The organism is Bradyrhizobium genosp. P (assembly GCF_049949265.1).
GTDB lineage: Bacteria > Pseudomonadota > Alphaproteobacteria > Rhizobiales > Xanthobacteraceae > Bradyrhizobium.
In genome coordinates this window covers 7,678,647-7,704,945 of sequence record NZ_CP188195.1, presented here as the reverse complement: position 1 = coordinate 7,704,945, position 26,299 = coordinate 7,678,647, and the positions used below count along the sequence as shown (strand labels likewise).

At 64.1% G+C, this 26,299-nt stretch carries 27 protein-coding genes and 1 pseudogene; 16 read left to right on the top strand and 12 right to left on the bottom strand.

What is annotated here, in order from left to right:
• The first annotated feature begins 165 nt into the window (after window positions 1–165).
• The 5 genes from ACP2YO_RS36975 (at window position 166) to ACP2YO_RS36955 (ending at window position 6,016) form a co-directional block, all read left to right on the top strand.
• The gene (locus tag ACP2YO_RS36975; RefSeq protein ID WP_426435996.1) at window positions 166–2,937 is read left to right on the top strand and encodes a hybrid sensor histidine kinase/response regulator; all 2,772 of its coding nucleotides are present in this window, start codon (window positions 166–168) and stop codon (window positions 2,935–2,937) included.
• An 82-nt stretch (window positions 2,938–3,019) separates the two neighbouring features.
• On the top strand, window positions 3,020–3,490 hold the full coding sequence (locus ACP2YO_RS36970) for a chemotaxis protein CheW (protein ID WP_426435995.1): 471 nt from the start codon (window positions 3,020–3,022) through the stop codon (window positions 3,488–3,490).
• Between the two features lie 64 nt (window positions 3,491–3,554).
• Window positions 3,555–3,920 (top strand): response regulator, encoded by a 366-nt coding sequence (locus ACP2YO_RS36965; protein ID WP_426435994.1) that lies wholly within the window; start codon window positions 3,555–3,557, stop codon window positions 3,918–3,920.
• A 75-nt stretch (window positions 3,921–3,995) separates the two neighbouring features.
• On the top strand, window positions 3,996–5,147 hold the full coding sequence (locus ACP2YO_RS36960; protein WP_426435993.1) for a protein-glutamate methylesterase/protein-glutamine glutaminase: 1,152 nt from the start codon (window positions 3,996–3,998) through the stop codon (window positions 5,145–5,147).
• Window positions 5,144–6,016: a CheR family methyltransferase gene (locus ACP2YO_RS36955; RefSeq protein WP_426435992.1), complete on the top strand. Its 873-nt coding sequence runs from the start codon at window positions 5,144–5,146 to the stop codon at window positions 6,014–6,016. The genes ACP2YO_RS36960 and ACP2YO_RS36955 overlap by 4 nt, the downstream gene beginning before the upstream one ends.
• Window positions 6,017–6,188: 172 nt before the next feature.
• Here ACP2YO_RS36955 and ACP2YO_RS36950 read toward each other — a convergent pair whose 3' ends face one another.
• The 4 genes from ACP2YO_RS36950 to ACP2YO_RS36935 form a co-directional block, all read right to left on the bottom strand.
• Window positions 6,189–7,346 (bottom strand): glutathionylspermidine synthase family protein, encoded by a 1,158-nt coding sequence (locus ACP2YO_RS36950; RefSeq protein WP_426435991.1) that lies wholly within the window; start codon window positions 7,344–7,346, stop codon window positions 6,189–6,191.
• Between the two features lie 67 nt (window positions 7,347–7,413).
• Window positions 7,414–7,635, bottom strand: coding sequence for a hypothetical protein (locus tag ACP2YO_RS36945; RefSeq protein WP_426435990.1), 222 nt, complete (start codon window positions 7,633–7,635; stop codon window positions 7,414–7,416).
• A gap of 91 nt (window positions 7,636–7,726) precedes the next feature.
• Window positions 7,727–8,140 (bottom strand): hypothetical protein, encoded by a 414-nt coding sequence (locus ACP2YO_RS36940; protein WP_426435989.1) that lies wholly within the window; start codon window positions 8,138–8,140, stop codon window positions 7,727–7,729.
• Between the two features lie 2 nt (window positions 8,141–8,142).
• A complete protein-coding gene (locus tag ACP2YO_RS36935) occupies window positions 8,143–8,547 on the bottom strand; it encodes a DUF350 domain-containing protein (RefSeq protein ID WP_426435988.1) in 405 nt (134 codons plus the stop codon).
• A gap of 212 nt (window positions 8,548–8,759) precedes the next feature.
• Here ACP2YO_RS36935 and ACP2YO_RS36930 point away from each other — a divergent pair, with 212 nt between their 5' ends.
• Genes ACP2YO_RS36930 through ACP2YO_RS36915 form a run of 4 tightly spaced genes read left to right on the top strand, consistent with a single transcriptional unit; the run spans window position 8,760 to window position 11,841 of the window.
• Complete coding sequence (locus ACP2YO_RS36930; RefSeq protein ID WP_426435987.1) at window positions 8,760–9,017, top strand: hypothetical protein; 258 nt, start codon at window positions 8,760–8,762, stop codon at window positions 9,015–9,017.
• Window positions 9,018–9,037: 20 nt separating this feature from the next.
• Window positions 9,038–10,015, top strand: coding sequence for a hypothetical protein (locus ACP2YO_RS36925; RefSeq protein WP_426435986.1), 978 nt, complete (start codon window positions 9,038–9,040; stop codon window positions 10,013–10,015).
• Complete coding sequence (locus ACP2YO_RS36920; protein WP_426435985.1) at window positions 9,993–10,211, top strand: hypothetical protein; 219 nt, start codon at window positions 9,993–9,995, stop codon at window positions 10,209–10,211. The genes ACP2YO_RS36925 and ACP2YO_RS36920 overlap by 23 nt, the downstream gene beginning before the upstream one ends.
• Window positions 10,212–10,227: 16 nt before the next feature.
• Window positions 10,228–11,841: a S53 family peptidase gene (locus ACP2YO_RS36915; RefSeq protein WP_426435984.1), complete on the top strand. Its 1,614-nt coding sequence runs from the start codon at window positions 10,228–10,230 to the stop codon at window positions 11,839–11,841.
• An 84-nt stretch (window positions 11,842–11,925) separates the two neighbouring features.
• Here ACP2YO_RS36915 and ctrA read toward each other — a convergent pair whose 3' ends face one another.
• Complete coding sequence (ctrA, locus tag ACP2YO_RS36910) at window positions 11,926–12,627, bottom strand: response regulator transcription factor CtrA (RefSeq protein WP_029587227.1); 702 nt, start codon at window positions 12,625–12,627, stop codon at window positions 11,926–11,928.
• A 368-nt stretch (window positions 12,628–12,995) separates the two neighbouring features.
• On the opposite strand from ctrA, the gene fliI reads away from it, so the two are divergent.
• The 4 genes from fliI (at window position 12,996) to ACP2YO_RS36890 (ending at window position 16,509) form a co-directional block, all read left to right on the top strand.
• Window positions 12,996–14,321 carry a flagellar protein export ATPase FliI gene (gene fliI / locus ACP2YO_RS36905; RefSeq protein WP_426435983.1) on the top strand — a complete coding sequence of 442 codons (1,326 nt, stop codon included), beginning with the start codon at window positions 12,996–12,998 and terminating at the stop codon, window positions 14,319–14,321.
• Window positions 14,322–14,430: 109 nt separating this feature from the next.
• Window positions 14,431–14,850: a flagellar export protein FliJ gene (gene fliJ / locus ACP2YO_RS36900; RefSeq protein WP_426435982.1), complete on the top strand. Its 420-nt coding sequence runs from the start codon at window positions 14,431–14,433 to the stop codon at window positions 14,848–14,850.
• A gap of 200 nt (window positions 14,851–15,050) precedes the next feature.
• The gene (locus ACP2YO_RS36895; RefSeq protein WP_426435981.1) at window positions 15,051–15,596 is read left to right on the top strand and encodes a sigma-70 family RNA polymerase sigma factor; all 546 of its coding nucleotides are present in this window, start codon (window positions 15,051–15,053) and stop codon (window positions 15,594–15,596) included.
• 19 nt (window positions 15,597–15,615) lie between these two features.
• Window positions 15,616–16,509 carry an anti-sigma factor gene (locus ACP2YO_RS36890; protein ID WP_426435980.1) on the top strand — a complete coding sequence of 298 codons (894 nt, stop codon included), beginning with the start codon at window positions 15,616–15,618 and terminating at the stop codon, window positions 16,507–16,509.
• A gap of 6 nt (window positions 16,510–16,515) precedes the next feature.
• On the opposite strand, the gene ACP2YO_RS36885 is transcribed toward ACP2YO_RS36890, so the two are convergent.
• Window positions 16,516–17,766, bottom strand: a complete 1,251-nt coding sequence (locus ACP2YO_RS36885) for an FAD-dependent oxidoreductase (protein WP_426443404.1) — start codon at window positions 17,764–17,766, stop codon at window positions 16,516–16,518.
• A gap of 149 nt (window positions 17,767–17,915) precedes the next feature.
• On the opposite strand from ACP2YO_RS36885, the gene ACP2YO_RS36880 reads away from it, so the two are divergent.
• Window positions 17,916–18,365 carry a MarR family winged helix-turn-helix transcriptional regulator gene (locus tag ACP2YO_RS36880; protein ID WP_426435979.1) on the top strand — a complete coding sequence of 150 codons (450 nt, stop codon included), beginning with the start codon at window positions 17,916–17,918 and terminating at the stop codon, window positions 18,363–18,365.
• Window positions 18,366–18,500: 135 nt separating this feature from the next.
• Here the strand turns inward: ACP2YO_RS36880 and ACP2YO_RS36875 are convergent, their stop codons facing one another.
• Together ACP2YO_RS36875 and flhA are read right to left on the bottom strand one after the other, a co-directional pair.
• Entirely contained in the window at window positions 18,501–18,701 is a 201-nt protein-coding gene (locus tag ACP2YO_RS36875; RefSeq protein ID WP_426435978.1) for a hypothetical protein, read from the bottom strand.
• A gap of 420 nt (window positions 18,702–19,121) precedes the next feature.
• Window positions 19,122–21,248: a flagellar biosynthesis protein FlhA gene (flhA, locus tag ACP2YO_RS36870; RefSeq protein WP_426435977.1), complete on the bottom strand. Its 2,127-nt coding sequence runs from the start codon at window positions 21,246–21,248 to the stop codon at window positions 19,122–19,124.
• A gap of 390 nt (window positions 21,249–21,638) precedes the next feature.
• Between flhA and ACP2YO_RS36865 the strand changes: the two genes are divergently transcribed.
• Together ACP2YO_RS36865 and ACP2YO_RS36860 are read left to right on the top strand one after the other, a co-directional pair.
• Window positions 21,639–22,079: a hypothetical protein gene (locus ACP2YO_RS36865; RefSeq protein WP_426435976.1), complete on the top strand. Its 441-nt coding sequence runs from the start codon at window positions 21,639–21,641 to the stop codon at window positions 22,077–22,079.
• Between the two features lie 123 nt (window positions 22,080–22,202).
• Window positions 22,203–23,438, top strand: coding sequence for an MFS transporter (locus ACP2YO_RS36860; protein WP_426435975.1), 1,236 nt, complete (start codon window positions 22,203–22,205; stop codon window positions 23,436–23,438).
• 28 nt (window positions 23,439–23,466) lie between these two features.
• Here ACP2YO_RS36860 and ACP2YO_RS36855 read toward each other — a convergent pair whose 3' ends face one another.
• From ACP2YO_RS36855 to ACP2YO_RS36840, 4 genes and pseudogenes are all read right to left on the bottom strand, one after another.
• Complete coding sequence (locus ACP2YO_RS36855) at window positions 23,467–23,874, bottom strand: DUF4864 domain-containing protein (RefSeq protein ID WP_426435974.1); 408 nt, start codon at window positions 23,872–23,874, stop codon at window positions 23,467–23,469.
• Between the two features lie 119 nt (window positions 23,875–23,993).
• Window positions 23,994–25,037, bottom strand: coding sequence for a caspase family protein (locus ACP2YO_RS36850; protein ID WP_426435973.1), 1,044 nt, complete (start codon window positions 25,035–25,037; stop codon window positions 23,994–23,996).
• A 64-nt stretch (window positions 25,038–25,101) separates the two neighbouring features.
• Window positions 25,102–25,563: pseudogene (locus ACP2YO_RS36845) on the bottom strand (caspase family protein); the annotation flags it as partial.
• Window positions 25,564–25,681: 118 nt separating this feature from the next.
• Window positions 25,682–26,230 (bottom strand): cupin domain-containing protein, encoded by a 549-nt coding sequence (locus ACP2YO_RS36840; protein WP_426435972.1) that lies wholly within the window; start codon window positions 26,228–26,230, stop codon window positions 25,682–25,684.
• Between the last annotated feature and the right edge of the window lie 69 nt (window positions 26,231–26,299).

The following is a 26,299-nucleotide window of genomic DNA, read 5'->3' as shown; positions in this document are numbered from 1 at the left end:
ATCAAGCGTTACCACAGGCCGCGCGATCCGATCGCGCGGCCTTATCTCTTTGTTGATCCCGTTCTTTTCCATTTGCTCAACCAATATTAAACGGTTTGCAGAGAAGCTGGCGCGGTTCCGTCAGGCGCGACGATATCGCGCGCCACTGCGTTCGAGGCCAGTTTCATGGATGATTTGTTGCGGGAGTTCTTGACCGAGACCGGCGAGAGCCTCGACACGGTCGACAATCAGTTGGTGCGGTTCGAGCAGGACCCCAACAACGCGAAGATCCTGGATAACATCTTCCGCCTGGTCCACACCATCAAGGGGACCTGCGGCTTCCTCGGGCTGCCGCGGCTGGAAGCGCTGGCGCATGCCGGCGAGACCCTGATGGGCAAGTTCCGCGACGGCATGCCGGTCAAGGCAGAGGCGGTGACGCTGATCCTGTCCTCGATCGACCGCATCAAGGAGATCCTGGCCGGGCTCGAGGCCACCGAGGCCGAGCCCGAGGGCACCGACCGCGATCTGATCGATCAGCTGGAGGCCATGGTCGAGCGCGGTATGGCCGCGATGTCCGATTCGACGCAGTCGATATCGTCAGGCTCGACGCAGTCGATGCCGGCGGCTGGTGAGGCCGCTCCTGTTGACGAGATGCCTGAAGTGGCCGCACCTCCCGTGCAGCCGGCCATGACCGAGGGCACCCTGGTGGTGCAGACGCTGGAGCGTCCGTTGCGTCCGGGCGAGGTCTCGCTCGACGAACTCGAGCGCGCCTTCCGCGAGACCGCGCCTGAAGTGGCGCCGGCACCAGTCGCGAAGCCCGCCGCACCTGCGGTTGCCGCGGTCGAGCCGGCCGGGGCAAGGAAGCCGGCCCGCAAGGCGGCCGTCGCCGAGACCGACGTCCAGGAAGGCGACAAGATCGCCAACCAGTCGATCCGGGTCAATGTCGACACCCTCGAACACCTCATGACCATGGTCTCCGAGCTGGTCTTGACCCGCAACCAGCTGTTGGAGATCTCCCGCCGCAACGAGGACACCGAGTTCAAGGTGCCGCTGCAGCGTCTCTCGAACGTCACCGCCGAACTGCAGGAAGGCGTCATGAAGACGCGGATGCAGCCGATCGGCAACGCCTGGCAGAAGCTGCCCCGCATCGTCCGCGACCTCTCCGGCGAACTCAACAAGCAGATCGAACTCGAGATGCACGGCGCCGACACCGAGCTCGACCGCCAGGTGCTCGACCTGATCAAGGATCCGTTGACGCACATGGTGCGCAACTCCGCCGACCACGGCCTGGAGACCCCGGCCGAGCGGCAGGCCTCCGGCAAGCCCGAGCAGGGCACCATCCGGCTGTCCGCCTATCACGAGGGCGGCCACATCATCATCTGCATCGCCGACAATGGCCGCGGGCTCAACACCGAGCGGATCAAGGCCAAGGCGATCCAGAGCGGTCTCGTCACCGAGGCTGAACTGGAGAAGATGACCGAAGCCCAGATCCACAAGTTCATCTTCGCGCCGGGCTTCTCGACCGCTGCCGCCATCACCTCGGTCTCCGGCCGCGGCGTCGGCATGGACGTGGTGCGCACCAATATCGACCAGATCGGCGGCACCATCGACATCAAGAGCGTGGCCGGCGAGGGTGCCTCCGTCACCATCAAGATCCCGCTGACCCTGGCGATCGTCTCGGCTTTGATCGTGGAAGCCGGCGGCGACCGCTTTGCGATTCCCCAATTGTCCGTGGTCGAACTGGTGCGGGCCCGCGCCAACTCCGAGCACCGCATCGAGCGGATCAAGGACACCGCGGTCTTGCGGCTGCGCAACAAGCTGCTGCCGCTGATCCATCTGAAGAAGCTGCTGAAGATCGACGACGGCGCGACCTCCGATCCCGAGAACGGCTTTATCGTGGTGACGCAAGTCGGCAGCCAGACTTTTGGCATCGTGGTCGACGGCGTGTTCCACACCGAGGAGATCGTGGTCAAGCCGATGTCCACAAAACTACGCCACATCGACATGTTCTCCGGCAATACCATCCTGGGCGATGGCGCCGTCATCATGATCATCGACCCCAACGGCATCGCCAAGGCCTTGGGCGCTGCGGGCTCCTCAGCCCATGGCATGGCCGACGACAGCGCAGCCGCCCATGCCACCTCCGGCGAACAATTGACTTCGCTGTTGGTGTTCCGCGCCGGCACCTCGCAGCCCAAGGCGGTACCGCTCGGCCTCGTCACCCGGCTGGAGGAGATCGCCACCGACAAGATCGAGCTCTCCAACGGCCGCTACATGGTGCAGTACCGCGAGCAGCTGATGCCGCTGGTGCAAATGGTCGGCGTCAATGTGCAGACCCAGGGCGCCCAGCCGATCCTGGTGTTCTCCGACGACGGCCGCTCGATGGGGCTTGTGGTCGACGAGATCATCGACATCGTCGAGGAGCGGCTCCACATCGAGGTCGCCGGCTCCCAGGACGGCATCCTGGGTTCGGCGGTGATCAAGGGCCAGGCCACCGAGGTGATCGACGTCGGCCACTTCCTCCCGATGGCGTTTGCCGACTGGTTCTCGCGCAAGGAGATGCGCCCCTCGGCGAGCTCGCAGTCGGTGCTGCTGGTGGATGACTCAGCCTTCTTCCGCAACATGCTGGCGCCGGTGCTCAAAGCCGCCGGCTACAAGGTGCGGACCGCGCCGACCGCGCAGGAGGGGCTTGCCGTGCTGCGCTCGGGGCAGGCCTTCGACGTCGTGCTGACCGACATCGAGATGCCCGAGATGAACGGCTTCGAGTTCGCCGAGAGCATCCGTTCCGACAACAATCTGACCGGGCTGCCGATCATCGCGCTGTCGGCGATGGTGTCGCCGGCGGCGATCGAGCGCGGCCGGCAGGCCGGCTTCCACGACTATGTCGCCAAGTTCGACCGGCCCGGCCTGATCGCGGCGCTGAAGGAACAGACCGCTGAACTTCGCCGTGCGGCGTAGAGCATGATCCGGAAAAGTGGGGACCGGTTTTCCGATCAGATCATGCTCAAGGGATAAAACGGGGCTTGAAGGAACTGTAACGATGACCAGCAAGACCGAGACAAGCGAAGGCGCCATGGTCGAATACGTCACCGCCGTGATCGGTGGCCAGCTGTTCGGCCTGCCGATCTCGCGGGTGCAGGACGTGTTCATGCCGGAGCGGCTGACGCGGGTGCCGCTGTCATCAGCCGAAATCGCCGGCGTGCTCAATCTGCGCGGCCGCATCGTCACCGTGGTCGACATGCGCGCTCGCCTGGGCCTGCCGAAGGCCGGTGACGGCAAGGTCCCGATGGCGGTCGGCGTCGACCTGCGCGGCGAATCCTATGGCCTCCTGATCGACCAGATCGGCGAGGTGCTGCGGCTGCCCGACGACGGCCGCGAGGAAAACCCCGTCAACCTCGATCCCCGCATGGCCAAGCTCGCCGGCGGCGTCCACCGCCTCGACGGTCAGCTCATGGTCGTCCTCGATGTCGATCGCGTGCTGGAATTGATGCCCGACGCCAAAGCGGCGTGAGATCACGGCGAACAGAACTGATGAACCGAAACATCCCCTGGGGATGAGGAACTAGAGGTCGCAAATGAGAACGTGTCTTGTTGTCGATGACTCAAGCGTCATTCGCAAGGTCGCCCGCCGCATCCTGGAAGGTCTTGATTTCCAGATCGTGGAAGCCGAGGACGGTGAGAAAGCGCTTGAGGTTTGCAAGCGCGGGATGCCCGATGCGGTGCTGCTCGACTGGAACATGCCCGTCATGGACGGTTACGAGTTCCTCGGCAATCTGCGCCGCATGCCCGGCGGCGACGTGCCGAAGGTGGTGTTCTGCACCACCGAGAACGACGTCGCGCATATCGCGCGTGCGCTCCATGCCGGTGCCAACGAGTACATCATGAAGCCGTTCGACAGGGACATCGTCACCGCGAAGTTCCAGGAAGTCGGACTGATCTGAGTTTGCGTTCGATCCGGCGGCGGAAGCCTTCGGCTCAACGTTTGTAACCTGTGCCGTTGCGTCGCCGGTGAAGTCATGAGTGTTGCGTTGACAAGTGCGGCCCCGACATCGACCCGTACCGACAAGGTACGGGTGATGGTGGTCGACGATTCCGTGGTCATCCGCGGGATGATCTCGCGCTGGATCGGCGCCGAGCCCGACATGGAGGTCACGGCCTCCCTGCGCACCGGCCTTGATGCCGTCAACCAGCTCGAACGCATCAATCCGGACGTCGCGGTGCTCGATATCGAAATGCCCGAGCTTGACGGCATCTCGGCGCTGCCGCAATTACTGGCGAAGAAGCGCGACCTCGTCGTCATCATGGCGTCCACGCTGACCCGCCGCAACGCGGAGATCAGCTTCAAGGCGCTGTCGCTCGGCGCATCCGATTACATTCCGAAGCCGGAAAGCACGCGCGAAGCGACCGCCGCGGAAACCTTCCGCCACGACCTGATCCAGAAGATCCGTTATCTCGGCGCCAAGGCGCGCCGCAGCGCGCCGCACGCGACACCGGCGAGCCCGCCGCTCGCACCGAGCAATGACAAACCGCGCGCCGCGGCTCCTGCGCCGGCGCCAATCGCCCGCCGCGCGTTCGGCCTGCTGCCACCGAAGGTGCTGCTGATCGGCGCGTCGACCGGCGGCCCGCAGGCGCTGATGACGCTGGTCGCCGAGATCGGGCCGCTGATCGATCGTTTCCCGGTGCTGATCACCCAGCACATGCCGCCGACCTTCACCACCATTCTCGCCGAGCACCTTGCGCGCACCGGCAAGCACCCGGCGCACGAGGCCATCGACGGCGAGACCGTCAAGGCCGGCCAGATCTATCTTGCGCCCGGCGGTCGCCACATGCGCATCGTCCGTCATGGCATCGATGCCGTGATCGCGCTCGACGACGGGCCGCCGATCAACTTCTGCAAGCCCGCGGTCGATCCGATGTTCACGTCGGCGATCGACGTCTGGCAAGGCAGCATCATGTCGGTGATCCTGACCGGCATGGGCTCGGACGGCATGCGTGGCGGCAAGGACATCGTCGCGGCCGGCGGCAGCGTGATCGCCCAGGACGAGGCCTCGAGCGTGGTGTGGGGCATGCCCGGTGCGGCCGCCAACGCCGGAATCTGCGCCGCCGTGCTCCCGCTCAATCAGATCGCACCGAAACTTGTTCGTGTGTTTTCGGGAGACCGTTCGTGACCCCCCTGGACTACGAGTATCTGCGTAAGCTTTTGAAAGAGCGTTCCGGTCTCGATCTCTCCGCCGACAAGCAATATCTGGTGGAGAGCCGGCTGGCACCGCTGGCGCGCCGGTCGAACCTCGCCGGCATCCCCGAGCTGGTTCAGAAGATGAGGGGCGGCGCCGAGGCGCTGACGTCTGATGTGGTCGAGGCGATGACCACCAACGAGACCTTCTTCTTCCGCGACAAGATTCCGTTCGACCATTTGAAGGAAGCGGTGCTGCCGGCGCTCGCGCAAGCGCGCGCCGCGCGGCGCAGTCTGCGCATCTGGTGCGCGGCCTCGTCGAGCGGACAGGAGCCCTATTCGATCGCGATGTGCCTGAAGGAAGCGACCGCGCTGTTTTCAGGCTGGCGCATCGAGATCGTCGCGACCGATCTGTCGCAGGCGGTGCTGGAAAAGTCCAAGGCCGGCCTGTTCAGCCAGTTCGAGGTACAGCGCGGCCTGCCGATCCAGATGCTGGTGAAGTATTTCACGCAGAAGGGCGAGCTCTGGCAGCTCAACGCCGACATCCGCAGCATGGTCCAGCACCGCCGGCTCAATCTGCTGCAGGACCTCACCCATCTCGGCACCTTCGACGTGATCTTCTGCCGCAACGTGCTGATCTATTTCGACCAGGACACCAAGGCCAGCATCTTTGCCAAGATCGGCCGGATGCTTGAGCCCGACGGCGTGCTGGCGCTCGGCGCTGCCGAATCCGTAGTCGGCATCACCAGCGCGTTCAAGCCTTATCAGGACAGGCGCGGGCTCTATCAGCCGAACACCGCGCCGGTGGCGCGCGCCGGCGTTGCGCCGCATGTGTTGAAGGCAGTGGCCTCAGCCGCGCGCTGATGTGTCTCTTTCTCTGAGCGACCTTCAACTTTTTCTCCGTCATCGTGAGGAGCGCGCTCTTGCGCGCGTCTCGAAGGATCGACGGCCACCAGCCGGGCCGTTCGTCCTTCGAGACGCCGCTCCGCGGCTCCTCAGGATGATGGAGAAAAAGCGTTCAGCTCAGAAGACGACTTCACAAAATCGCGTGCGGCAGAAAGCGCGATGTATTGCCGGTGATCGGATTCTCGTCCTCGCGAACCGACAGGCCGCACGGCGTGTGATCGACCAGCCAGCTTCCGAGCACGGCATATTGCCCTGAAAAGTTCGGCAGCGGCGCCAGCGCCTGGCGGATGAAGCCTTCGGCGCCGTAGGGCCCTTCCTGCGCGGCGAGCGTGGTGCCGGCGCTGACCAGCTCGATATTGGCGCCCTCGCGCGAATAGATCGGCTTGCGCACGAAGGACGTGCCGAGCTGTGCGGCCTGCGGGTCGTCCTCGAAATAGGCGGGCAGCAAATTGGGATGGTTCGGAAACATCTCCCACAATAGCGGCAGGATGCCTTTGTTCGACAGGATCGCCTTCCACGGCGGCTCGATCCAGCGCGTTGGCGCCTTCGCGAGATCCTTGCCGAATGCATCGTGGAACATCCACTCCCAGGGGTAAAGCTTGAACGCGACCTCGATCTCGCGGTCGTCGAGATCGACGAACCGGCCGTCGTCGCGCAGCCCGATCGCCTCGATGTCGAGCAGCGTGGTTTTCAAGCCTGCCTGGGCCGCAGTGTCCGCGAGATAGGCGAGCGTGCCGGCGTCCTCGACATTTTCGGTCATGCCGGTGAGATGCAGCGGATGCGAACCGCCGAGCTTCTTCCAGGCCTCGATCAGATGCTCGTGGATCGAGTTGAACTGGTCGGCGCGCTTCGGGATGATGTTGCGCTCGATCGCCTGTTCGAGCCAAGTCCATTGAAACACCGCCGCCTCGAAGATCGAGGTCGGGGTGTCGGCGTTGTATTCGAGCAGTTTTGCCGGGCCGTTGCAGTCGAATTTGAGATCGAGCCGGCCGTAGAGGCTCATCTGATCGCGATGCCAGCTCTCCGAGATCAGGTCCCAGAAGGCTTCAGGAATCTTCAGCCGGCGCAGATCATTCTCGTCGTCGACCGCGCGGCCGACGAGCTCGAGGCACATTGCGTCGATTTCGCCGGTCGGCGCCTCGATGCCACGTTCGATCTCATCCAGCGTGAATGCGTAGTAGGCGCGCTCGTCCCAGTAGCGTTCGCCGTCGATGGTGTGGAAATCGAAGCCGGCGTTCTCCGCCGTGGTGCGCCAGTCGTCGCGCTCGGAGCATTCAATACGTTTCATGGGTCACAGCGTCTTCGAGCGAAGTGATGTCCGGTTTGCGTGACAAAACGCGCCAGGCAACGGTGCGTCAGCCGCCGCCATGCGCGTGACCGCCGTGGGGGTGGCCACCGAAGCCGCGCGGTCCGCCGCCGAAGCCGCCAAAGGCGGGCCGGCAATAGGGCCTGCCGTCCGGGCCGGGGACCACGACGTTGCCGGGCCCGCAATCGCCGCGGGGCACAAAGCCCATCGAGACTGCGCTGGCGGCTGCAGTCCCCATCATTGTCAGCACGACACGGCGTGAGCGTTTCATGGATTTGATCCTCTCCCCGGCAAGCAGCTTCGAGTGTCCATCACGTGAGCGCCTTGGGCAAGTGACGAAACATGAATATGCAGCAACGATATCAGCCGCCATGAAAGCCGAAGGCATGAGCGAACGAGCCGAAGCCGCCGCGGCTCACGGAGCTTGAGGACGCCCCTCCGTCCGACGAGGAGCTGCCGCCGAAAAAGCTATAGCGCGAGGAGCCGCCGTAGTAGCCATGGTCGCCGGATCCGGACGACGAACTGCGTGATGTGCATTCGGCGCCCGGTTGCGGCACCGCGGGCGTGGCCCCCGGTTGCGGGACCGCAGGTGCGGCCATGCCGGGCGAGGCCGGCTGGCAATTGTTGCGCGGCATCAGCGCATAGGCACCGCCGCCGACCGCGAGCGTGCCCATCATCAGCAGCGCAACATGGCTGGAGCGCTTGACCGGCGGACCGGGCGGCGGCGGCGTCGCCGGCCGGCGCTTGCCGAATTCCAGCTTCGGCTTGGCTGCCATGGTCAGTAGATCATGCAGGCGGCGTTCAACGCGCCTGCGGCCAGCGAGGACAGCCCAAGCCAGATCGCCGCCGCCATCTCGCCGGAGGCGATCCGCGCCGACAGGTTGGGCACCGGGATCTTGACGATGTAATAGACGATGATCTGCACGATCAGCGCGATCATGCTCCAGATCAGGCAGTCCACGACATTGGCGGAGTGCGCGATGGCGCTGACGACCGGCAGCACGAAGCCGAGCAGGCTCAAGCCCAGCGCGACCGCCGCCGCCGGATCGTTATCGCGGATCAGCTTGAATTCGTCGTGCGGCGTAACGCGCGTGTAGACAAAGAGGTAAGCGACGACGGCAATCAGCGCGGTGCAGAAATAGACCAGGAATGCCGGCAGGCCGGCGAGGGATTGCAGAATCATGTGGGGCCGCCCGAACTGCCGCGTGTCGGTTTTAGTATAGCCGATTGGTCGGTGTTCGCGAAGCGCGGGTTCAATCCGGGGCCGGCCGGCCGCGCTGCGGCGCGAGAAGAATTGCCACGCAAGGTTGTGATCCACTTCACAGCGCCTCCCGTAATAGTCGTCTAAATCGTTTGCAACCTCAAGTGAATGTCCCGAGTTGGATCGGTGATCGCATGACGACGAGCTATGGCCAAGACATCCTGCCGATGTTCCGACCGGGTGACATCGGATGCATGACGCCGAAAAATGTTCATCTCGGCGACGCCACCTGGATGTGCGACCCCACCGCCGATGATGACTTTGCGGACCACGCCAATGCCCGCCGCGTGTTCGCCGCGCTCTCGTCCGGATTCATGCCGCCCGGCCACAAATGGACGCAGGACTCGCTGGATACCTATTCGAGCTGGATGACTGACGGATTCCAACCCTGAACCCCTGATGGAGAGCAACGATGAGAAGATCGATCGGCACGGCGCTCGTCTGTGGACTGCTGATGCTTCCCGGCCTTCCGGCCGCGGCGCAATCGACGCCCAACCCTGCGATGAATTCACCGGATCAGCTGGCCTGGCAATTCTTCATCCAGGTGAACACCCGCGCCGGCGGCAGCAATGCGCTGTTCGAGACCTGGGCCAGCGACACCGACACGTTCAAGGTGGACCCGCAGTTTCCGACGACGCCGGCGCCGCTCGCACTTCATGAGCCTGCGGTGCCCGGCTTGGGCCGGTTGGCGCTGCAGCGGGCCGGCAAGCTGCTCCCGGCGATTCCGCCCGGCAAGGGCGCGCTGGAAGAGTCGCGGCGCAACAAGGAGTCGTTCGACTTCATCGTGCAGAACAACCTGTACAAGGTGACCGGCCTGCGCGCCGCGTTCGGCAAGACCATTTCATTTCCGGTCGGCGCAATGGAGATCAAGGCGAACTGGATGCTGGTGACGGATATTCCGGATTTCAGCCTCGGCAAGGTGACGCTCGCCGATGTGCCCAAGCTGTATCATGTCAACACCGGCGCTGACGGCAAGCAATATGCCTTCGTGTCCATGCACATCATCTCCAAGGCCGTTCCGAACTGGACGTGGGCGACGTTCGAGCACAAGTTCAATCCGTCGCGATGCGACATCATCGGATGCAGGGATTCCTTCGGCGCGCAGACCAGTGTGGTGAATCCGAATCCGCAACCGACCCAGGGCTATCCGGATTGCGTGAAGACGCCGGCGCTGGCAGCCATGATCGCATCCGCTGACTGGGATCCGGCGTTTGCCAATTATTGCCTGAAGGGATCGCAGACCGACTTCACAGACGCCACCGGCCTCGACGTCCGTCTCGGCAATTCGGTCACTGAGAACACCTTTGTCGATCAGTCCTCGTGCATGACCTGTCACGGCCGCGCCGCATGGGACAAAGACCGGCGCCATGACGTCAGGCGGCGGATTTGACGATAACGGCGCGCCGCTCGGCCCGATCCAGCCGAGCTGGTATTGGAGCTTCTCGAGCCAGCCGCCGATCTTCCAGGGCATGAGCGGCCTCGCGCAGGTCGCGACGTCGGCCGACTTCGTCTGGTCGGTCCCGTTCTGCGCCCTCGACGACACGCAGACCCCGCCAAAGGTCAATCGAAACTGCAAGGGAAAGTGAAGCGGCGGCGGCATCCGTGACCGGACAAAAGATACAACTCGCCGGCAGCTATCGCGCCGCTCCACCCGGTGCGACATATGTCGGCGAGGTCGAACCCGACGAACGCATCGTCGTGACGGTCTATCTGAAGCGGCGCACGCCCGACGCGTTTCAACCGGGCAGCGCCGGAGACCTCGCCCGGCTGTCGAAGCCGATCACGCGGAGCGCGCTCGCGGCGCAACGCCGCCGCACTCACGGCCGCGCCGCCGAGCGCATCAGGAAGCTGGCGGCGAAGTTTCATGTCACGGTGCGCGATGTTGACCTGTCGCAGCGCATCGTCACGCTGGAGGCTCCCGCGCGGTTGCTGACGGAGATCCTCGGCGCGACGCTGCGCATCTATCATGACGGCCAGTGTCGCTTCCGCGCGCGCGTCGGCACGTTAGTGGTGCCGAAGGAAATCGCGCCATGGACGCGCGCTATCCTCGGCTTCGACGACCGGCCGGTATTCAGGCCAGCACCGCGGTTACGCGCGCTCGCCGGTAATGGAGCGGGGAGCGGGCTCTGGCCGACCGAAGTAGCTGCGCTTTACGGGATTCCGCTCGACCGCGACGTTTCGAAAATCTGTGTCGGCATCATCGCGCTCGGTGGCGGCTACCTCAAAACCGATCTCGCCCAGGCGCTGGCCGCGACGGGACGGGCGGCGCCCGAGGTGATCGACCGAGCCGTCACGGTCAAGCCCGCCGTGCCCGGCGCCGCGCCGCCGCCGGGGGCCGGCAATCAATTCGGCGGCGGCACGGTGTCCGATGAGGAGATCGCGCTTGATCTGCAGGTCCTGGCAAGCCTGTTGCCGAAGGCGCGGATCGTCGTCTATTTCGCCGGCAACACCATTCAGAGCCTGGTCGGAGCGATCAACCAGGCGATCTTCGACAAAGTCAACCGGCCGCAGGTGCTGTCGGTCAGCTGGGGCAGTGCGGAGACATTCTGGAGCCCGTCGGCCCGCGATGCGATGCAGGGGGTGTTGGCCGACGCCAAGCGGCTGAACGTCACGGTGCTGTTTGCGGCCGGCGACGAACTGGCGACCGGCGGACTGAACGACGGCGCGGCGCATGTGTGGTTTCCTGCATCGAGCCCCTATGCGCTCAGCTGCGGCGGCACGCGGCCTGCCAGCGGCATTGCCGGCGCGGGGTCGAACGAGGAAACCGTCTGGAATGACGGCGCCGGTGGGACCGGAGGCGGGATCAGCGACGTCTTTCCGGTGCCGGCCTATCAAACCGGCCTGGCGCTGCCGCCGTCGGTCAACGATGGCGGCTCGCGGCGAGGCGTTCCCGACGTCGCCGCGGCTGCCGCCGGGACGCCGGGATACCGTATCGTTCTCAATGGCCAGGTGACGATCAAGGACGGCACCAGTGCGGTGGCCCCGCTGTGGGCCGGACTGATCGCGATCGCCAATGCGGGTCGCGACACGCCGCTCGGCTTCGTCAACTCCGCGCTGTATTCCAATCCAGCGCTGTTCAGACAGATCGACCACGGCGACAACCGCGTCGACGGGCTAGGTTACGACGCTGGTACCGGCTGGAACGCCTGCACAGGATTGGGCGTGCCGAAAGGCGCAGATCTCGTTGCGGCGCTGGTATCAATCCCGATCGCATAATCCCCAAACAAAAACCCCGCCGTTGAGGGCGGGGTCCAGGTCGGGAGGCGTGAACCGTGAGGTTCTACATGAAGCTCGTGAGGATCAGGCCGGGATGCGCTCTTCGGCCTCGTGCGGCTCGCGCAGCACGTAGCCGCGGCCCCACACGGTCTCGATGAAGTTGCGGCCTTCGGAGGCGTTGGCGAGCTTCTTGCGCAGCTTGCAGATGAAGACGTCGATGATCTTCAGCTCCGGCTCATCCATGCCGCCATAGAGGTGGTTGAGGAACATTTCCTTGGTGAGCGTGGTGCCCTTGCGGAGCGAGAGCAGCTCCAGCATCTGGTATTCCTTGCCCGTCAGATGCACGCGCTGGCCGCCGACCTCGACCGTCTTGGTGTCGAGATTGACCACGAGATCGCCGGTCTGGATGACCGACTGGGCGTGGCCCTTGGAGCGGCGCACGATCGCGTGGATGCGGGCGACCAGTTCATCCTTGTGGAAGGGCTTGGTCATGTAGTCGTCGGCGCCGACGCCGAGACCCTTGACCTTGTCCTCGATGCCGGCGAGGCCGGAGAGGATCAGAATCGGTGTCTTGATCTTCGACACCCGAAGCTGCTTCAGCACGTCATAGCCGGACATGTCGGGCAGGTTGAGGTCGAGCAGGATAATGTCGTAGTCGTAAAGCTTGCCGAGATCGACGCCTTCTTCCCCGAGGTCCGTCGTATAGACGTTGAAACTCTCGGACTTGAGCATCAGCTCGATCGACTGCGCGACGGCGCTGTCATCTTCAATCAGCAAAACGCGCATGCCAAGTTCCCCATCGTCGCCGCTCCGGGCGTCAGGTCGGCCGCATTCGCGGCACTTACAAAACGCCTTTGAACAACTGATTCGGATCCTGACGAGATATGGTTAACAAAAACTGATTCCGCTTCGCAAGCTCTAACCGTGCAATTTTTGTCGAATCGCCCTAAGATATTGCGTAGAAGAAGCTTTTGCTATCCGTTCTCGCTCAAGTTCCACATTAAGAGACGGGCCTAACCGACTCTCGCGACTCGCCCTTCTTCTGACGGGCAAGCGACCCCAGTCACCAAAGACAGTGACGCAATGATTAACGATGCGGGTAAACACGAAGTTAAGCGGCCGGGGCAAAATCGCGGAAACTTAAGGTTTTCGCAATGAAGGCGCTCGCGGAACAGATCGGTGACATCGACGGCGTCAATATTTATGGCCGTGTGGTCGGTGTTCGCGGGCTGATGGTCGAGATCGCGGGGCCGATCCACGCGATGTCGGTCGGTGCCCGCATCGTGATCGACGTCGGCGCCAACCGCTTCATCTCGGCCGAAGTGATCGGCTTCTCCGGCAGCAATGCCGTGGTGATGCCGTTCGGCGGGCTCGAAGGCGTCAGGCGCGGCTGCCGCGCCGTCATCGCCAATGCGGCGAGCCAAGTGCGGCCGTCCCCGGCCTGGCTCGGCCGCGTCATCAATGCGATGGGCGAGCCGATCGACGGCAAGGGCCCGCTGCAGCAAGGCGCCTCGCCGATGCCTTACCGCAATTCGCCGCCGCCGGCGCATTCGCGCAAGCGGGTCGGCGCGCCGCTCGACCTCGGGGTGCGCGGACTGAATACGTTCCTGACCTGCTGCCGCGGCCAGCGGCTCGGCATCTTCGCCGGGTCCGGCGTCGGCAAGTCGGTGCTGCTGTCGATGCTCGCGCGCAATGTCGATGCCGACATTTCCGTGATCGGGCTGATCGGCGAACGCGGCCGCGAGGTGCAGGAGTTCTTGCAGGAAGACCTCGGGGAAGAGGGCTTGGCGCGCTCGGTCGTGGTGGTCGCGACATCGGACGAGCCGGCGCTGATGCGGCGGCAGGCGGCCTATCTGACGCTCGCGGTCGCGGAGTATTTCCGCGACGAGGACAAGGACGTGCTCTGCCTGATGGACTCGGTGACGCGCTTTGCGATGTCGCAGCGAGAGATCGGCCTGTCCGCCGGCGAGCCGCCGACCGCCAAGGGCTATACGCCGACGGTGTTCACCGAACTGCCGAAGCTGCTGGAGCGGGCCGGGCCAGGCACCGGCGTCGGCACCATCACCGCGATCTTCACGGTGCTGGTCGACGGCGACGATCACAATGAACCGATCGCGGATGCGGTGCGCGGCATCCTCGACGGCCATATCGTGATGCAGCGGGCGATCGCCGAGCGTGGGCGCTATCCGGCGGTCAACATCCTCAAATCGGTCTCGCGCACCATGCCGCGGTCCGCCGACCCCGGCTTCCTGCCCTTCATCACCAAGGCGCGGCAGGTGATGGCGACCTATGCTGATATGGAGGAACTGATCCGGCTCGGCGCCTACCGGCCGGGTTCCAGCGCCGAGGTCGATGAGGCAATTCGGCTCCATGAGCCGCTGGAGGCATTCCTGCGCCAGGCCAAGGATGAGGCGACCAGCTTGGGCGACGGCTATCGCCAACTGGCTCAAATCCTCTCGGGTTTGGAAACGGAACGCTAACTTTGTCAGGCCATCATCCGCGGTGCACTAGTAGCGATGCCGGCGGGGTCCTGTGGGGAGCCGGCTTTGTCCCGCGTTCAAAATAGGGACTTCTGGGGAGTATGAGTCGATGAAGTCACGTGAAACGCTGATCCGCCTGAAGAAGTTTCAGGTCGATGAGAAGCGCCGCCGGGTTACCCAGATCGAAGGCATGATCGCCGACTTCCAGCGCATGTCGGTCGAACTCGAGCGCGAGATCCAGGTCGAGCAGGAGCGCGCCGGGATCAACGATCCCTCCCATTTCGCTTATCCGACCTACGCCAAGGCGGCGATCCAGCGTCGGGAAAACCTGACCCGCTCCGCGGACGAACTGCGCGCCCAGCTCGATGATGCCAAGGCGCTGTTGTCGGAAGCCTTCGAGGAACTGAAGAAGGTCGAGTTGCTCGACGAGCGCGATCAGGCGCGTGAGCGCGCCGAAGAGACCGCCCGCGAGCAGGCCGACATGGACTCGATCGGCCTGATGCGCGCCCGTCTCGGCGTCATCGCCTGACGCATTTCATCCACGTCGAAAGACGGAGCAACCCGGGCCTTCGGCCCGGGTTTTGTTTGATAATGTCCACAGCCGGCCCACTGGTGGACCGGGTGGCCAGAAACTATGCTACGACCGTCCCGGACACACGTGGCAACACGATTGACAAGCGAGACGACGGGCGACGACGCGATGGGGGAAGCGGGCTTTGGGGGCGCTGAATGCTGACGCCGGCTGAGCTGGTCTGGCTGATCGCTGCCGTCGCGAAGGGGGATGAAGCCGCCTTTGAGCGTCTTTACGCTGCCACACGCGCGAAACTCTTCGGTGTGGTGCTCCGTATCTTGCGGCGTCAGGACCTCGCAGAGGAGGTCATTCAGGAGGCTTACGTCAAGATCTGGAACAGCGCCGGACAATTCAACCCAGCCCTGTCCTCTCCGATCACTTGGATGGCATCGATTGCGCGGAACCGCGCCATTGATGTCGTGCGCAAGCGAACCGAGGTCTCGTTGGAAGACGAGCCCGCGGCGATGGAAGCCGCTGCCGATTCCCCCGATCCGCTGGCGCGCCGGGAAATGACGGAAGAGTTGAAGCGTTTGTTGGAGTGCATCGGTCGTCTGGAGCCGGATCGGCAGAAGCTCGTGCTGCTGGCCTATTACAATGGCTGGAGCCGCGAGCAGCTCGCCGCGAAGTTCGAGACACCGGTGAATACGGTGAAGACCTGGCTGCGCCGCAGCATGATCGATATCCGGGAGTGTCTTGGACTTTGAAGATCTTGGACTCTAACTGATGGCCTATAGCGAAGACCATATCGCGCTCGCCGCGGAATATGCGCTCGGTACACTCGATGCCGATGAGCGCGCCCAGGTCGATACCATGATGGCCGTCGACAAGGAATTCGCCGCTGTCGTGCAGGCGTGGGAGTTCAGGCTCGGGTCGCTGAATCAGATGGTGGGTTCGGTCGAGCCGCGCCCGATCGTCTGGGACAACATCAAGTTGGCGATCGGGCTCTCCACCGAGCCGCAAGCGCCGCTTGTCCTGCCTGAGCCGCCACCACCACCGGCGCCGCCGGTAGTCGAGCCGGCCGAGATGCGGCAGGTGCCCGTCGCCGACAACAGCAACGTCATCGATCTCGCAAGCCGCGTGAGGCGCTGGCGCAGCCTCGCGTCGGTCGCAAGCGCGATCGCGGCGGCGCTGCTCGTGATGTTCGGCTTGCAGATCTACCAGCCCGATGCCCTCCCGCAGGCGATCCGGCCGAAACCGCGCATCCAGACCGTCGAGGTGAAGGTGCCGGCGCCCGCGCTCGCGCCCTCAGCGCAGTATGTCGCTCTGCTCCAGGGCCAGGGCGGTGGTCCTGCCTTCATCATGACGATCGACGGCGCCACCAGGAACTTCACGGTCCGCAAGGTCGGCGCGACCCCTGAGGCCGGCAAGAGCTTCGAACTCTGGCTGATCTCCGACAAGCTGCCGCAACCGCGCTCGCTCGGAGTGATCGGCGTAGATGACTTTACGGCACGCCCCGTGCTGTCGTCCTATGCTCCCGACGTCATCGATGGAGCCACCTACGCGGTGACCGTCGAGCAGGCCGGTGGTTCACCCAACGGCCAGCCGACCTCCGCGCCGGTCTTCACCGGCAAGCTGATCGAGACGGTGCCGCCGCCACAGAATCCGGCGCCGCGCTGATTTCGATCATCGGCCGCGCCGAAGCCGAGCCTTGAGCGGTGGAATCCAGTCGGCAACCCGCAGGGCCATCTTGACGCGAAATCGCGACAGATCGCCTTGCGCATGGAAGCGTTCCATGTCCGCAAGCGAGGTTCGCACAGCATCGAATCCGTATGCGATCATTTCGCGCTCGTAGCCCGCCAGCGCTGGAATCAGCTCCTGCTCGCCACGGACGCAAGACGAAAGGGCTTTGCGGAGGACAGCCGCTCCGCGCAGGGCGGTGTTGGCGCCGATGCCGCGAAACGGCGTCATGTTGTGCAAGGCGTCGCCGAGCAGCGTCACATTCCGCGTCGTCCACGGGTCGATCGGAACCGACGTTTTCACCGCGAATGCCGAAACCGTGGATGGATCGGCCATTTCGACAAGGCGCCCCAGGGCGGGATGCCAGTCCTGCATCCTCGCACGGACGACGCCTTTCAATTCCTCGCCGCCAAGTTTGTTCAGATCGACCGACGCAAACACCTTGCGGCGCGCGGAAAAGCCCCACATCACGTATGGCTCCCGCTCGTCCGAAAAACGATCCGGATCCGATGGTGCATTGCCGCTGCAGTGAGGGTATTGGACCGCGTTCGCAAACAGAAAATCGCCATGCGGCCCCAGGACGGGTGTCGGGCCGCGCAAAATGGTCGGCGGGATTGCCGCGCGGTTATCGTCGTTCAGCGTAAATTTGCCGCTTATGGCGATGACGTCCGTTTCGACGCGCCGGGCATGCGGTAGCAGTTGCGCGCGGAAGCGGGAGGCAGCGCCATCCGCACCGATCAGAACGTCGCCCGTTGCGGTGCTCCCATCCTCAAAACGCGCAGTGACGGATCCGTCCGGTCCATCGGTAAATGCAGAGAATGTCTTGCCGAAGCGCGTGATGTCGTCGAGGCCTTCCTGCAAAATGCGACGAAGCGCCGTTCGCGCGATCGGCCGTTCCGCGTCGGGATCCTCGCGGTTGCGCTGCGGGAAGTCGATCGCAAGCAGACGGTTCAACCGGTGATCAACAAATGTGACGCCCTGGCTCGGCTCGGCGGAGTTCGCCACCAGTCTGTCGAACAGCTCCGCGGGCAGGCAGTCGCGAAGCGCAGCGCTACCGGTTGCGCTGATACTCAACCGGTAGCCTTGTTGACGATCGGTCGGCGAACGATCGCGTTCAAAGACCTCGACGTCGATACCGTCCGATTTCAGGCCATGCGCCAGGCAAAGCCCGCCCGTTCCAGCGCCGATGATGATCACCTTTTGCGGATGTTTCACGGGCGTCTCCTTCGGTCGGATGCCTTCGATCCGGCAAGTTTTGGCTCCGACAAGCCTTGGGTCCGGCAATTGCCAAAGCCGATGGCAAACCGTAATATCAGCCTCCTTATATATTATATCAGGTCCCTTATATGTCAAGCTCGCAAGGAATGCCGGCGCCGGTTTCGGGCGCGCTGGGTTACAGCATTAAGCTTGCGCAGCATGCGCTCAGACTTCAGGTCGACGACGCGATCCGGCCGCTCGGCATCACGGCTCCGCAGTTCGCGGTGTTGGTCGCGGTCGATCTCGACCCGGGCATTTCGAATGCCGCGCTGGCGCGCGCGGCTTTCGTCACCCCGCAGTCGATGCAGGGCATCGTTGCCAATCTCGAGCGCGGCGGGCTTATGCGGCGCAGCGCCGATCCCCAGCACGGCCGGATCCTGCGCAGCGAACTGACCCGCCACGGACGTGGCGTACTCGGACGCGCGCACGCCGTCGTCGCCGAGATCGAGACGCGGATGACCAAATCATTGAATCGAGCCGAGGTTGAACAGCTATCAATGCTGCTGCGGCGCTGCATCGACAATTTGCGGCAGCCGTGAAGGGCGCACAAAAAGAAAACGCCCGTGGGGAGCGGGCGTTTTCAACAGTCAACTTGGGGGTAGTTGGGGGTCTTAATATCCACGTAGCGACTTTGGGGGGCTGTAAAGAGCCACGTGAATTCCGTAAATTCTCCTTTAGCGGACGACCGAGGTGCCCGAGCTGGTGATTGCGACCGGCTTGCCGGCCTTCATCACCCGTGCCGTCTGGGTGTAACCTTCGTCCGACGAATTGTGCGCCGTGATACCGAAACCGGCGACCAGGATACCTGCCACCAAGGCAACGACCACGATCTTCAGATGGGTCGTACGATCTGCGCTGTAGATCGAGTGGTTCATGGAAGTCTCCTGCCGGCTTCCTGCATCTTGCGGATTTGTCGGTCCGGTCCGCCGCCCGGTTCAAACTCTCTCGCCCCGCTAACGTAGGATGTGCCGATTCCGTTCCCTAGAGGCGATCACAAGGCGGTGAAAAGACTTGAACGGCCGCGATTGGAAATCGCCGCTGGAACCAAGAAAATGAGATTATGTTAAGTATTGTCAATGCCTTGAATGCGAATTTCGGGTTCGTGGTCAAGAACCGGCCGTTTCGGCCCAATCCACACAAATCGGTTGCCTGTGACGCAAAAACACAGCGCGAACAGTGCTGATTTGCGCCCTGCTAGAGCTTGATCCGGAAAAGTGTGAAGCGGTTTTCCGAAAAGATCATGCTCAAACAGGAAGCTAAAGCGCGATGACGATTCAACCCAATCTCATCGCGCTTTAGACGCTGCCGACCGTCTTCAGCCTTGCCCGGGGATGGATTTCGGCTTGCGACAGCACGGTGGTCTGTGACCGGAACCGCTCGACAAGTGAGCGGACGAACGGCCGGATCGCAGCCGAGGTCACCAGCACAGGCGCCTCGCCTTCGCGGGCCGCCTGCTCGAAAGCGTTGCGAACGGCGGTCATGAACTCCGAGAGCTTGGAGGGCTGCATCGCAAGACTGCGCTCGTCGCCGGTGCCGACGATCGACTCGGCGAACGCCTGCTCCCACCGGGCCGACAGCGCGATCAGCGGCAGGTAGCCGTTCGGTGAGGTGTTCTGGGCGCAGATCTGCCGCGCCAGACGGGCGCGGACGTGCTCGACCATGGTGGTCGGATTGCGCGAGAACGCCAGCGCATCGGCGATGCCTTCGAGGATGGTCGAGAGATCGCGGATCGAAATGCGTTCGGCGAGCAGCAGCTGGAGCACGCGCTGGATGCCCGACACCGTGACCTGGCTCGGCACGATATCCTTGATCAGCTCGGCCTGCTCCTTCGGCAGGTCCTTGAGCAGCTTCTGCACCTCGCCGTAGGACAGCAAGTCCGACATGTTGGTCTTGAGCAGCTCGGTCAGATGCGTCGACAGCACGGTGGCCGCGTCGACCACGGTGTAACCCTTCAGCGCGGCCTCTTCCTTCAGGCCGGCATCGACCCAGGTCGCCGGCAGGCCGAAGGTCGGCTCGATGGTGTGGATGCCGGGCACCTGGACCTGGTTGCCGCCGGGGTCCATGACCATGAACTGGTTCGGCCAGATCTTGCCGGTGCCAGCGTCGACCTCCTTGATCTTGATGACATAGCTGTTGGCCTCGAGCTGCACGTTGTCGAGGATGCGCACCGCCGGCATCACAAACCCCATCTCGACGGCGAGCGAGCGGCGCAGCGCCTTGATCTGCTCGGTGAGGCGGTCGGTGCCGTCGGGGCCATTGACCAGCGGCAGCAGCGCGTAGCCAAGCTCGATCTTGAGGTCGTCGATCTTCAGCGCGGCGGAGATCGGCTCGTCCCCAGCAGCAGCGGCGGCAGCCGCGGCCGGGGCCGCAGCAGCGGCGGCTTCAGCGTCCGCCTCCACCTTCTTGCGCTTGCCCGCGCTCCAGGCCAGCGCTCCGGCGCCGGCGCCCAGCAGCATGAACGGAATCATCGGAATGCCGGGCAGCAGCGACAGCACCAGCATCACGCCGGCTGACATGCCGAGCGCCTGCGGATAGCCGGAGAGCTGCCGCATCAGCGCCTTGTCGGCGGCGCCGCTGATGCCGGCCTTGGAGACCAGAAGGCCCGCCGCGGTCGAGACGATCAAGGCGGGCACCTGGGTGACGAGGCCGTCGCCGACGGTCAGCACGGTGTAGGTGCGGGCGGCTTCACCGAAGCCCAGTCCCTGCTGCGCGACGCCGATGATGATGCCGCCGACGACGTTGATGGCGACGATCAGAAGACCCGCGATGGCGTCGCCGCGGACGAATTTCGAGGCACCGTCCATGGCGCCGAAGAAGCCGCTCTCGTCCTCCAGCGCCTTGCGGCGCGCCTTGGCGGCTTTCTCGTCGATCAGGCCGGCGTTCAGATCGGCGTCGATCGCCATCTGCTTGCCGGGCATCGAGTCCAGCTGGAAACGCGCCGCGACTTCGGCGATGCGGCCCGAACCCTTGGTGATGACCACGAAGTTCACGATCACGAGGATCGCGAACACGATGATGCCGATCACGAAGTTGCCGCCCATCACGAAGTTGCCGAACGCCTCGATGACGTGGCCGGCGGCGGCGGTGCCCTCATGGCCGTGGCTCAGGATCAGCCGGGTCGAGGCCATGTTCAGCGACAGCCGCATCATGGTCGAGATCAACAGGATGGTCGGAAACGACGAGAATTCCAGCGGCGCCTGGATGAAGAGCGAGGTCATCAGGATCAGGATCGAGATCGTGATCGAGACCGCCAGGAAGAGGTCGAGCACGATCGACGGCAGCGGCAGGATCAGCACCACCAGGATGGTGATGACGCCGAGCGCCAGCGCGAGGTCGCCGCGCCTCAGGGTATCGACGATCTCGCTGAAGCTCGGCAGTCCGCCTTTGCCTGCCGTACCCTGACCCGCTGTGACGTCGACCATGGTAGCCGCTCCCCCTCGCGATTGGCGGCCGCGGCTGCCAAACGTCTGCGCGACGGCCGCAGGGCCGCCGTTCCGAAAGTGAGGCACCGCACTGGCGTCCACGGGGATCTCCGCCCGTCATACGCGATCGACGACACTCGACTTCACTCGGCAATTCTTGCCGGGTGTATGGTTAGCAAAGCGTTAATGCAGGGTTCCAAGGTCGGGCATTCGGGGGCGTTTTCGGTCGCGACATGGTGTCAGCGCCGCCGCCCGGAGATGAATCGGCCTGCTTATGTGCGCGAACCCTTCTCAGGGCGCCGGCGTAGTTCGTACAAACGGTTGGACTGCTTGAACGTCTGGAACCCGAAAGGCGACGAAACGCAGAAGCGTCATCGTCATGAGCATCCAATGTCGAACGGAAGAGACCGCGCGGTGGTCATCGGTCTCGCCGCGGCCGCGATCATGTCTTCCGCACCGGCTTCGGCCGTAACCCTCCCCGACGACAGGGCTTGGTTGATCCGCATGCTGGCTTGCGAAGGCGAGGGTGCCAGGATGGAGGTCTATCTTCCGCAATCGGCCGTATTCGCAAAGGATGGCATGCGTGCGGGTCAGGCGACGACCGGCTACTACACGCTCGATCTGACTGACGCCAACAAGGGCAAATCGCTCGAGCCGGTGCGTGTTACGCTCAGCGCTGACAAGAAGACTGTGACGGTTGACCAATACACCCGCGGCCTGCCACCAACGCGGGTTCCGGTCGGAGGCGGCACGGTTGACTTCGACCAGCGGTTCGGAACGGGCGCCAAATGCAGTGCATTCCGGGCCCAGGATCCGAATTTCGGCAATTGATCTCCGGGCGGTGCGTCGAGACATGTCTCCCGTCGAGGAGAAATGACCCGTTGCTCCTGCATGCCTAATCTCTCAGCATTACGGCTTGACCCAGAGGCAAATGCCGACGAAGTTGCGCCTGCCGTGGAAATTTCTTCTCAATTCCCTCCTAAATCCGTTGCGTTCATTCCCGACTCCCGCCGAGCATGGCTGCGGCTTGCTGTTGCCGTGGTCATCGGCTCGTTAGGCAGCGTCGGCATGTGGTCGGTTGTCGTGGCGCTGCCGGAGGTGCAGGCCGACTTCGGCGCTACGCGTGGAACCGCCTCGCTCGCCTTCACCATGGTGATGCTCGGCTTCGGCCTCGGCCAGGTTGTGACCGGCAAGATCAGCGACCGCTGCGGCATCGTCGCGGCGATCGGCGCCGGGATCGGTATCCTCGGCCTCGGCTATATCTCCGCCGGTTACGCGCCGTCGATCTGGGCCTTCATCCTGCTCCATTTCGCGATCGGCCTGTCGTCGGCGGCGACCTTCGGCCCGCTGATGGCGGAGGCCTCGTATTGGTTCGAGCGCTATCGCGGGCTTGCGGTGGCGATCGCAGCGAGCGGCAACTATGTCGGCGGTACGGTCTGGCCGCCGCTGGTCAATTTCGGCATCCAGAGCTTCGGATGGCGGACCACCCACATCGCAATCGGTATCTTCACCGCGATCGCCATGGCGCTCGCGCTTACGGTGCTGCGCCTGTTGATGGGGACGGCCATCAGGCGCAACCATGTCAACGCGCCGCCGCCACGGGTCGATCTGCGGCTCTCAACCAATGCGCTGACCGCGATCCTGGCGCTGGCCTCGATCTCCTGCTGCGTGGCGATGTCGATGCCGCAGGTCCATATCGTCGCCTATTGCGGCGATCTCGGCTACGGCGTGGCGCGCGGTGCCGAGATGCTGTCCTTGATGCTCGGCTTCGGCATCATCAGCCGGATCGGCTCGGGCTTCCTCGCCGACAGGATCGGCGGCATCCGCACGCTGCTGATAGGCTCGATCGCGCAAGGGTCGGCGCTGCTGTTCTATCTGTTCTTCGACAGCCTGACCTCGCTCTACATCATCTCGGCGATGTTCGGCCTGTTTCAGGGCGGCATCGTGCCGAGCTACGCGATCATCGTGCGCGAGGCGATGCCGGCCTCCGAGGCCGCGACCCGCATCGGCATCGTGATCTTCGCCTCGGTGTTCGGCATGTCGTTCGGCGGTTGGGTCTCGGGCGTGATCTTCGACGCCACCGGCTCCTACGCCGCGGCCTTCGTCAATGGCCTCGCCTGGAACCTGCTCAACGTCACCATCATGCTGCTGCTCCTGATGCGCGCGCGGCAGCGGCTGGCGATGGCCTGAAGCGTCTTATGCAGGTCGCGCGGCGACCTCATACCGACTGGCCGGCCTTGAGCAGCGAACAGCCGGTTATCTTCAAGCTGCCGTCGGCTTGCCGCTCCAGCGTATAGAGCGCCTCCCACGCATCGCCATTGGCATCGATGATGTGGACCTGCTGTGCGATGCGGTCTCCGTCGGCGTGCGTCTCGCCGAATTCGAAGCTCTTGTGGCGATAGACCGGCCGGTACGCCTTCTGCACCATCGACATGAAGATGTCGGCCTGCGGAAAAATCGCCTGCACCCCGGGCGAGGCATAGGAATAGGCCGTAGTGGCGTTGTCCTGGCCGAACGCCTGTTCCTGGGCGCGGATCACGCCCTGCGCGGTAGCGGTGAGGTCGTCGGCCGCGGCCGGTGAGGCAAGGGCGACCAGAATGGCGGCGAGGAGAGCGATTGCGCGCATAAGGGGCTCCATATCGGATACCTGCTCTTACGCATGACATCCTAGGGCGGTTTCCGGCACGAGCAACCAAGTTTGCTGCTGGCATCGGTGCAGGATGCGTCGCTGCAGTCACTTTGACGTCAGTGCCGCATTCCACGCAGGTTCTGCTTCGCCTGGGGATTGCCTAACGCAGCCGACTTCTCGAACCATTCGCGTGCAACCTTGGTGTTGCGGGGAGCGCCGTCGCCCTCGTTGTAGATCACGCCAAGCCCGTTCATGCAGGCGGCGTTGTTGAGCGCGATGCAACTCTCGAACAGCCGGTGCGCCTCGGCATAATCGCGGCGGATACAGGTGCCGCGCAAATAGAGCAGGCCGAGATTATTCATGGCGTCGGGATTACCGGCCTGGACCGCGGCTTCGTTCAGCCGGATCGCTTCCGCGCAATCCTTGGCCACGCCTTCGCCGGCCTGATACAGCCAGGCCAGATCGACCATTGCGATCGGCTCGCCGAGCGCCACCGCCTTCTTGTACCAGCGCGCGGCCTCGGCGTTGCTCAGCGGCACGCCGTCGCCGCTTTCATACATCACGCCGATATTATGCAGTGCGAGCGGATAGCCCGCGGCGACGGCCTTGTCGAACATACGGCGCGCCTCTGCGTAGTCCTTTCGCGCCGAGGCCACGCGGCCGGCTTCGAAGGCAAAGCGTCCGACGTCGGGATAGGCTTGCATCGCCGCGTTGCAGGCCGCCGTCGCCTCCGGGATCTTGATCTTGTCGGTCTCGACGCCGGCCAGGCTCGGGTCGTGCCCGAGGTCGTTTGGCATGGCCGCAAGGCGATCGCAGTCGGTGATCAGATCGCGGCGCAGGGCCTCGTCCGACGGCCGTGCCGGTGACGCATCCGTCTCCGGCGTCAGCGCGGCCTGCACGGTTTGCGCCGCTGCCGGCTTGCCCGCGAAGTAAAAGCGGGTTGCGATCGGGGAGTATGCGACCCATGGCAATTGCTCGCCATGCGTCGCCTTCTCGACCGCCAGCCCGACCTCGTTGAAGGTCCTGAACAGGCCATAGCCCTGGTGCTGCATGGTGGCGGCAAGCGCGCGCGTGTAGGGGCTGTGGCCGTTGTCGCCGTCGAGCGCGACGCTGCGCGGCTGGGTCGCGAACGAGATCAGCGTGCCGGGCGGCGCCTGCATTTGTGCGAGCCCGCCGGTCGTGGAGTGCACGCCGCGGCCGCGAGAACGGGTTGTCGCGGCAGGCATCGAGCAGCACGAGGTTGATCTTGGTGCCGGACTTCTCCATCTGGTCGAGCACACCGGCCATGCCGACACCCTGCATGAAAACGTCGCCGTCGTCGGTGGGATTGGCGTCGACCGGCACGAGGTAGTTCAGGCCATGGGTTTCGACGCCGTGGCCGGCATAATAGAACAGCGCCACGTCGGCGCCGGTCAATTCACGGCCGAAGACCTGCAGCGCCTTGTCGAAGTCGGCCTTGTCGAGATCGGTCTGGGCGCCGCCGCCGACCACGAAGAAGCCGAGCGACAACAGCGTATCCGACATCAGCCTGGCATCGCCGGCCGGGTTCGGCAGCTTCGGCGCGGTCCGGTAGGCGGAATTGCCGATCACCAGGGCAACGCGCTTCTCGGCATGGGCTGATGTGCCGACGCACAGCACGAATGCCGCGACGATCAGGCGCGACAGGATGCCGTTTCGGCCGAACATGGCAATGCACTCCGCGAGGCGGGGGATTTGTGCTCTCGAAGATTAGTCTCGGCGGCATCGTGCAAGGTTCGAAGAAGGTTCGAAGCCAAAGGTTCGAAGCTGCGTGCGCGCGCCCGGTTCAAAACGTCGGCGGCGAGCAGGCCGAGATCACCTCGCAGGGCTTGGTGCCGATGCAGCGGAAGCGGTGGGGACGGCGGCTTTCGAAATAATAGGCGTCACCCGCGTTCAGCACGCGCCGCTCGTCATCGACCGTGACCTCGAGCCGGCCGGACACCACGATACCGCCTTCCTCGCCGTCATGCACCAGCGGCACCCGCCCGGTATCGCCACCGGGCTCGTAGCGCTCCTTCAGGATTTGCAGGCTTCGCCCGAACAAATTATCGCCGATCTGAAGATAGGAGATCGGCTTCTTGCCGATCTCGGTCAGTTCCTCGGCGCGGTAGAACGCCTTGCGGGGCCGCTCCGGCTCGATCGCGAAGAATTCCGCAAGCCCCATCGGGATGCCGTCGAGGATACGCTTGAGCGCGCCCACCGACGGGTTCATCTGGTTGGATTCGATCAGCGAGATCGTCGAATTGGTCACGCCGGAGCGCTTGGCCAGCTCGCGCTGCGACAGCTTGTGCCGCGCGCGGATGAATCGCAGCCGTCCACCGATATCCACGCTCATGGCCCAATCCCTGTTGCAGGTGTTGCGGATCGCGCAAATATGCGCAGACCACCCCAACGAGATCAATGG

Bases quoted from the DNA above. Each gene is read 5' to 3' on its own strand.
- ACP2YO_RS36965 (WP_426435994.1), top strand. From the start codon at position 3,555: ATGAGAACGTGTCTTGTTGTCGATGACTCAAGCGTCATTCGCAAGGTC.
- ACP2YO_RS36950 (WP_426435991.1), bottom strand. From the start codon at position 7,346: ATGAAACGTATTGAATGCTCCGAGCGCGACGACTGGCGCACCACGGCG.
- ACP2YO_RS36840 (WP_426435972.1), bottom strand. From the start codon at position 26,230: ATGAGCGTGGATATCGGTGGACGGCTGCGATTCATCCGCGCGCGGCAC.
- ctrA (WP_029587227.1), bottom strand. From the start codon at position 12,627: ATGCGCGTTTTGCTGATTGAAGATGACAGCGCCGTCGCGCAGTCGATC.
- ACP2YO_RS36875 (WP_426435978.1), bottom strand. From the start codon at position 18,701: ATGAACCACTCGATCTACAGCGCAGATCGTACGACCCATCTGAAGATC.
- ACP2YO_RS36970 (WP_426435995.1), top strand. From the start codon at position 3,020: ATGACCAGCAAGACCGAGACAAGCGAAGGCGCCATGGTCGAATACGTC.
- ACP2YO_RS36920 (WP_426435985.1), top strand. From the start codon at position 9,993: ATGACGTCAGGCGGCGGATTTGACGATAACGGCGCGCCGCTCGGCCCG.
- fliI (WP_426435983.1), top strand. From the start codon at position 12,996: ATGAAGGCGCTCGCGGAACAGATCGGTGACATCGACGGCGTCAATATT.
- ACP2YO_RS36880 (WP_426435979.1), top strand. From the start codon at position 17,916: ATGTCAAGCTCGCAAGGAATGCCGGCGCCGGTTTCGGGCGCGCTGGGT.
- ACP2YO_RS36925 (WP_426435986.1), top strand. From the start codon at position 9,038: ATGAGAAGATCGATCGGCACGGCGCTCGTCTGTGGACTGCTGATGCTT.
- ACP2YO_RS36975 (WP_426435996.1), top strand. From the start codon at position 166: ATGGATGATTTGTTGCGGGAGTTCTTGACCGAGACCGGCGAGAGCCTC.
- fliJ (WP_426435982.1), top strand. From the start codon at position 14,431: ATGAAGTCACGTGAAACGCTGATCCGCCTGAAGAAGTTTCAGGTCGAT.
- flhA (WP_426435977.1), bottom strand. From the start codon at position 21,248: ATGGTCGACGTCACAGCGGGTCAGGGTACGGCAGGCAAAGGCGGACTG.
- ACP2YO_RS36865 (WP_426435976.1), top strand. From the start codon at position 21,639: ATGTCGAACGGAAGAGACCGCGCGGTGGTCATCGGTCTCGCCGCGGCC.
- ACP2YO_RS36940 (WP_426435989.1), bottom strand. From the start codon at position 8,140: ATGGCAGCCAAGCCGAAGCTGGAATTCGGCAAGCGCCGGCCGGCGACG.
- ACP2YO_RS36945 (WP_426435990.1), bottom strand. From the start codon at position 7,635: ATGAAACGCTCACGCCGTGTCGTGCTGACAATGATGGGGACTGCAGCC.
- ACP2YO_RS36930 (WP_426435987.1), top strand. From the start codon at position 8,760: ATGACGACGAGCTATGGCCAAGACATCCTGCCGATGTTCCGACCGGGT.
- ACP2YO_RS36890 (WP_426435980.1), top strand. From the start codon at position 15,616: ATGGCCTATAGCGAAGACCATATCGCGCTCGCCGCGGAATATGCGCTC.
- ACP2YO_RS36935 (WP_426435988.1), bottom strand. From the start codon at position 8,547: ATGATTCTGCAATCCCTCGCCGGCCTGCCGGCATTCCTGGTCTATTTC.
- ACP2YO_RS36895 (WP_426435981.1), top strand. From the start codon at position 15,051: ATGCTGACGCCGGCTGAGCTGGTCTGGCTGATCGCTGCCGTCGCGAAG.
- ACP2YO_RS36960 (WP_426435993.1), top strand. From the start codon at position 3,996: ATGAGTGTTGCGTTGACAAGTGCGGCCCCGACATCGACCCGTACCGAC.
- ACP2YO_RS36855 (WP_426435974.1), bottom strand. From the start codon at position 23,874: ATGCGCGCAATCGCTCTCCTCGCCGCCATTCTGGTCGCCCTTGCCTCA.
- ACP2YO_RS36850 (WP_426435973.1), bottom strand. From the start codon at position 25,037: ATGCAGGCGCCGCCCGGCACGCTGATCTCGTTCGCGACCCAGCCGCGC.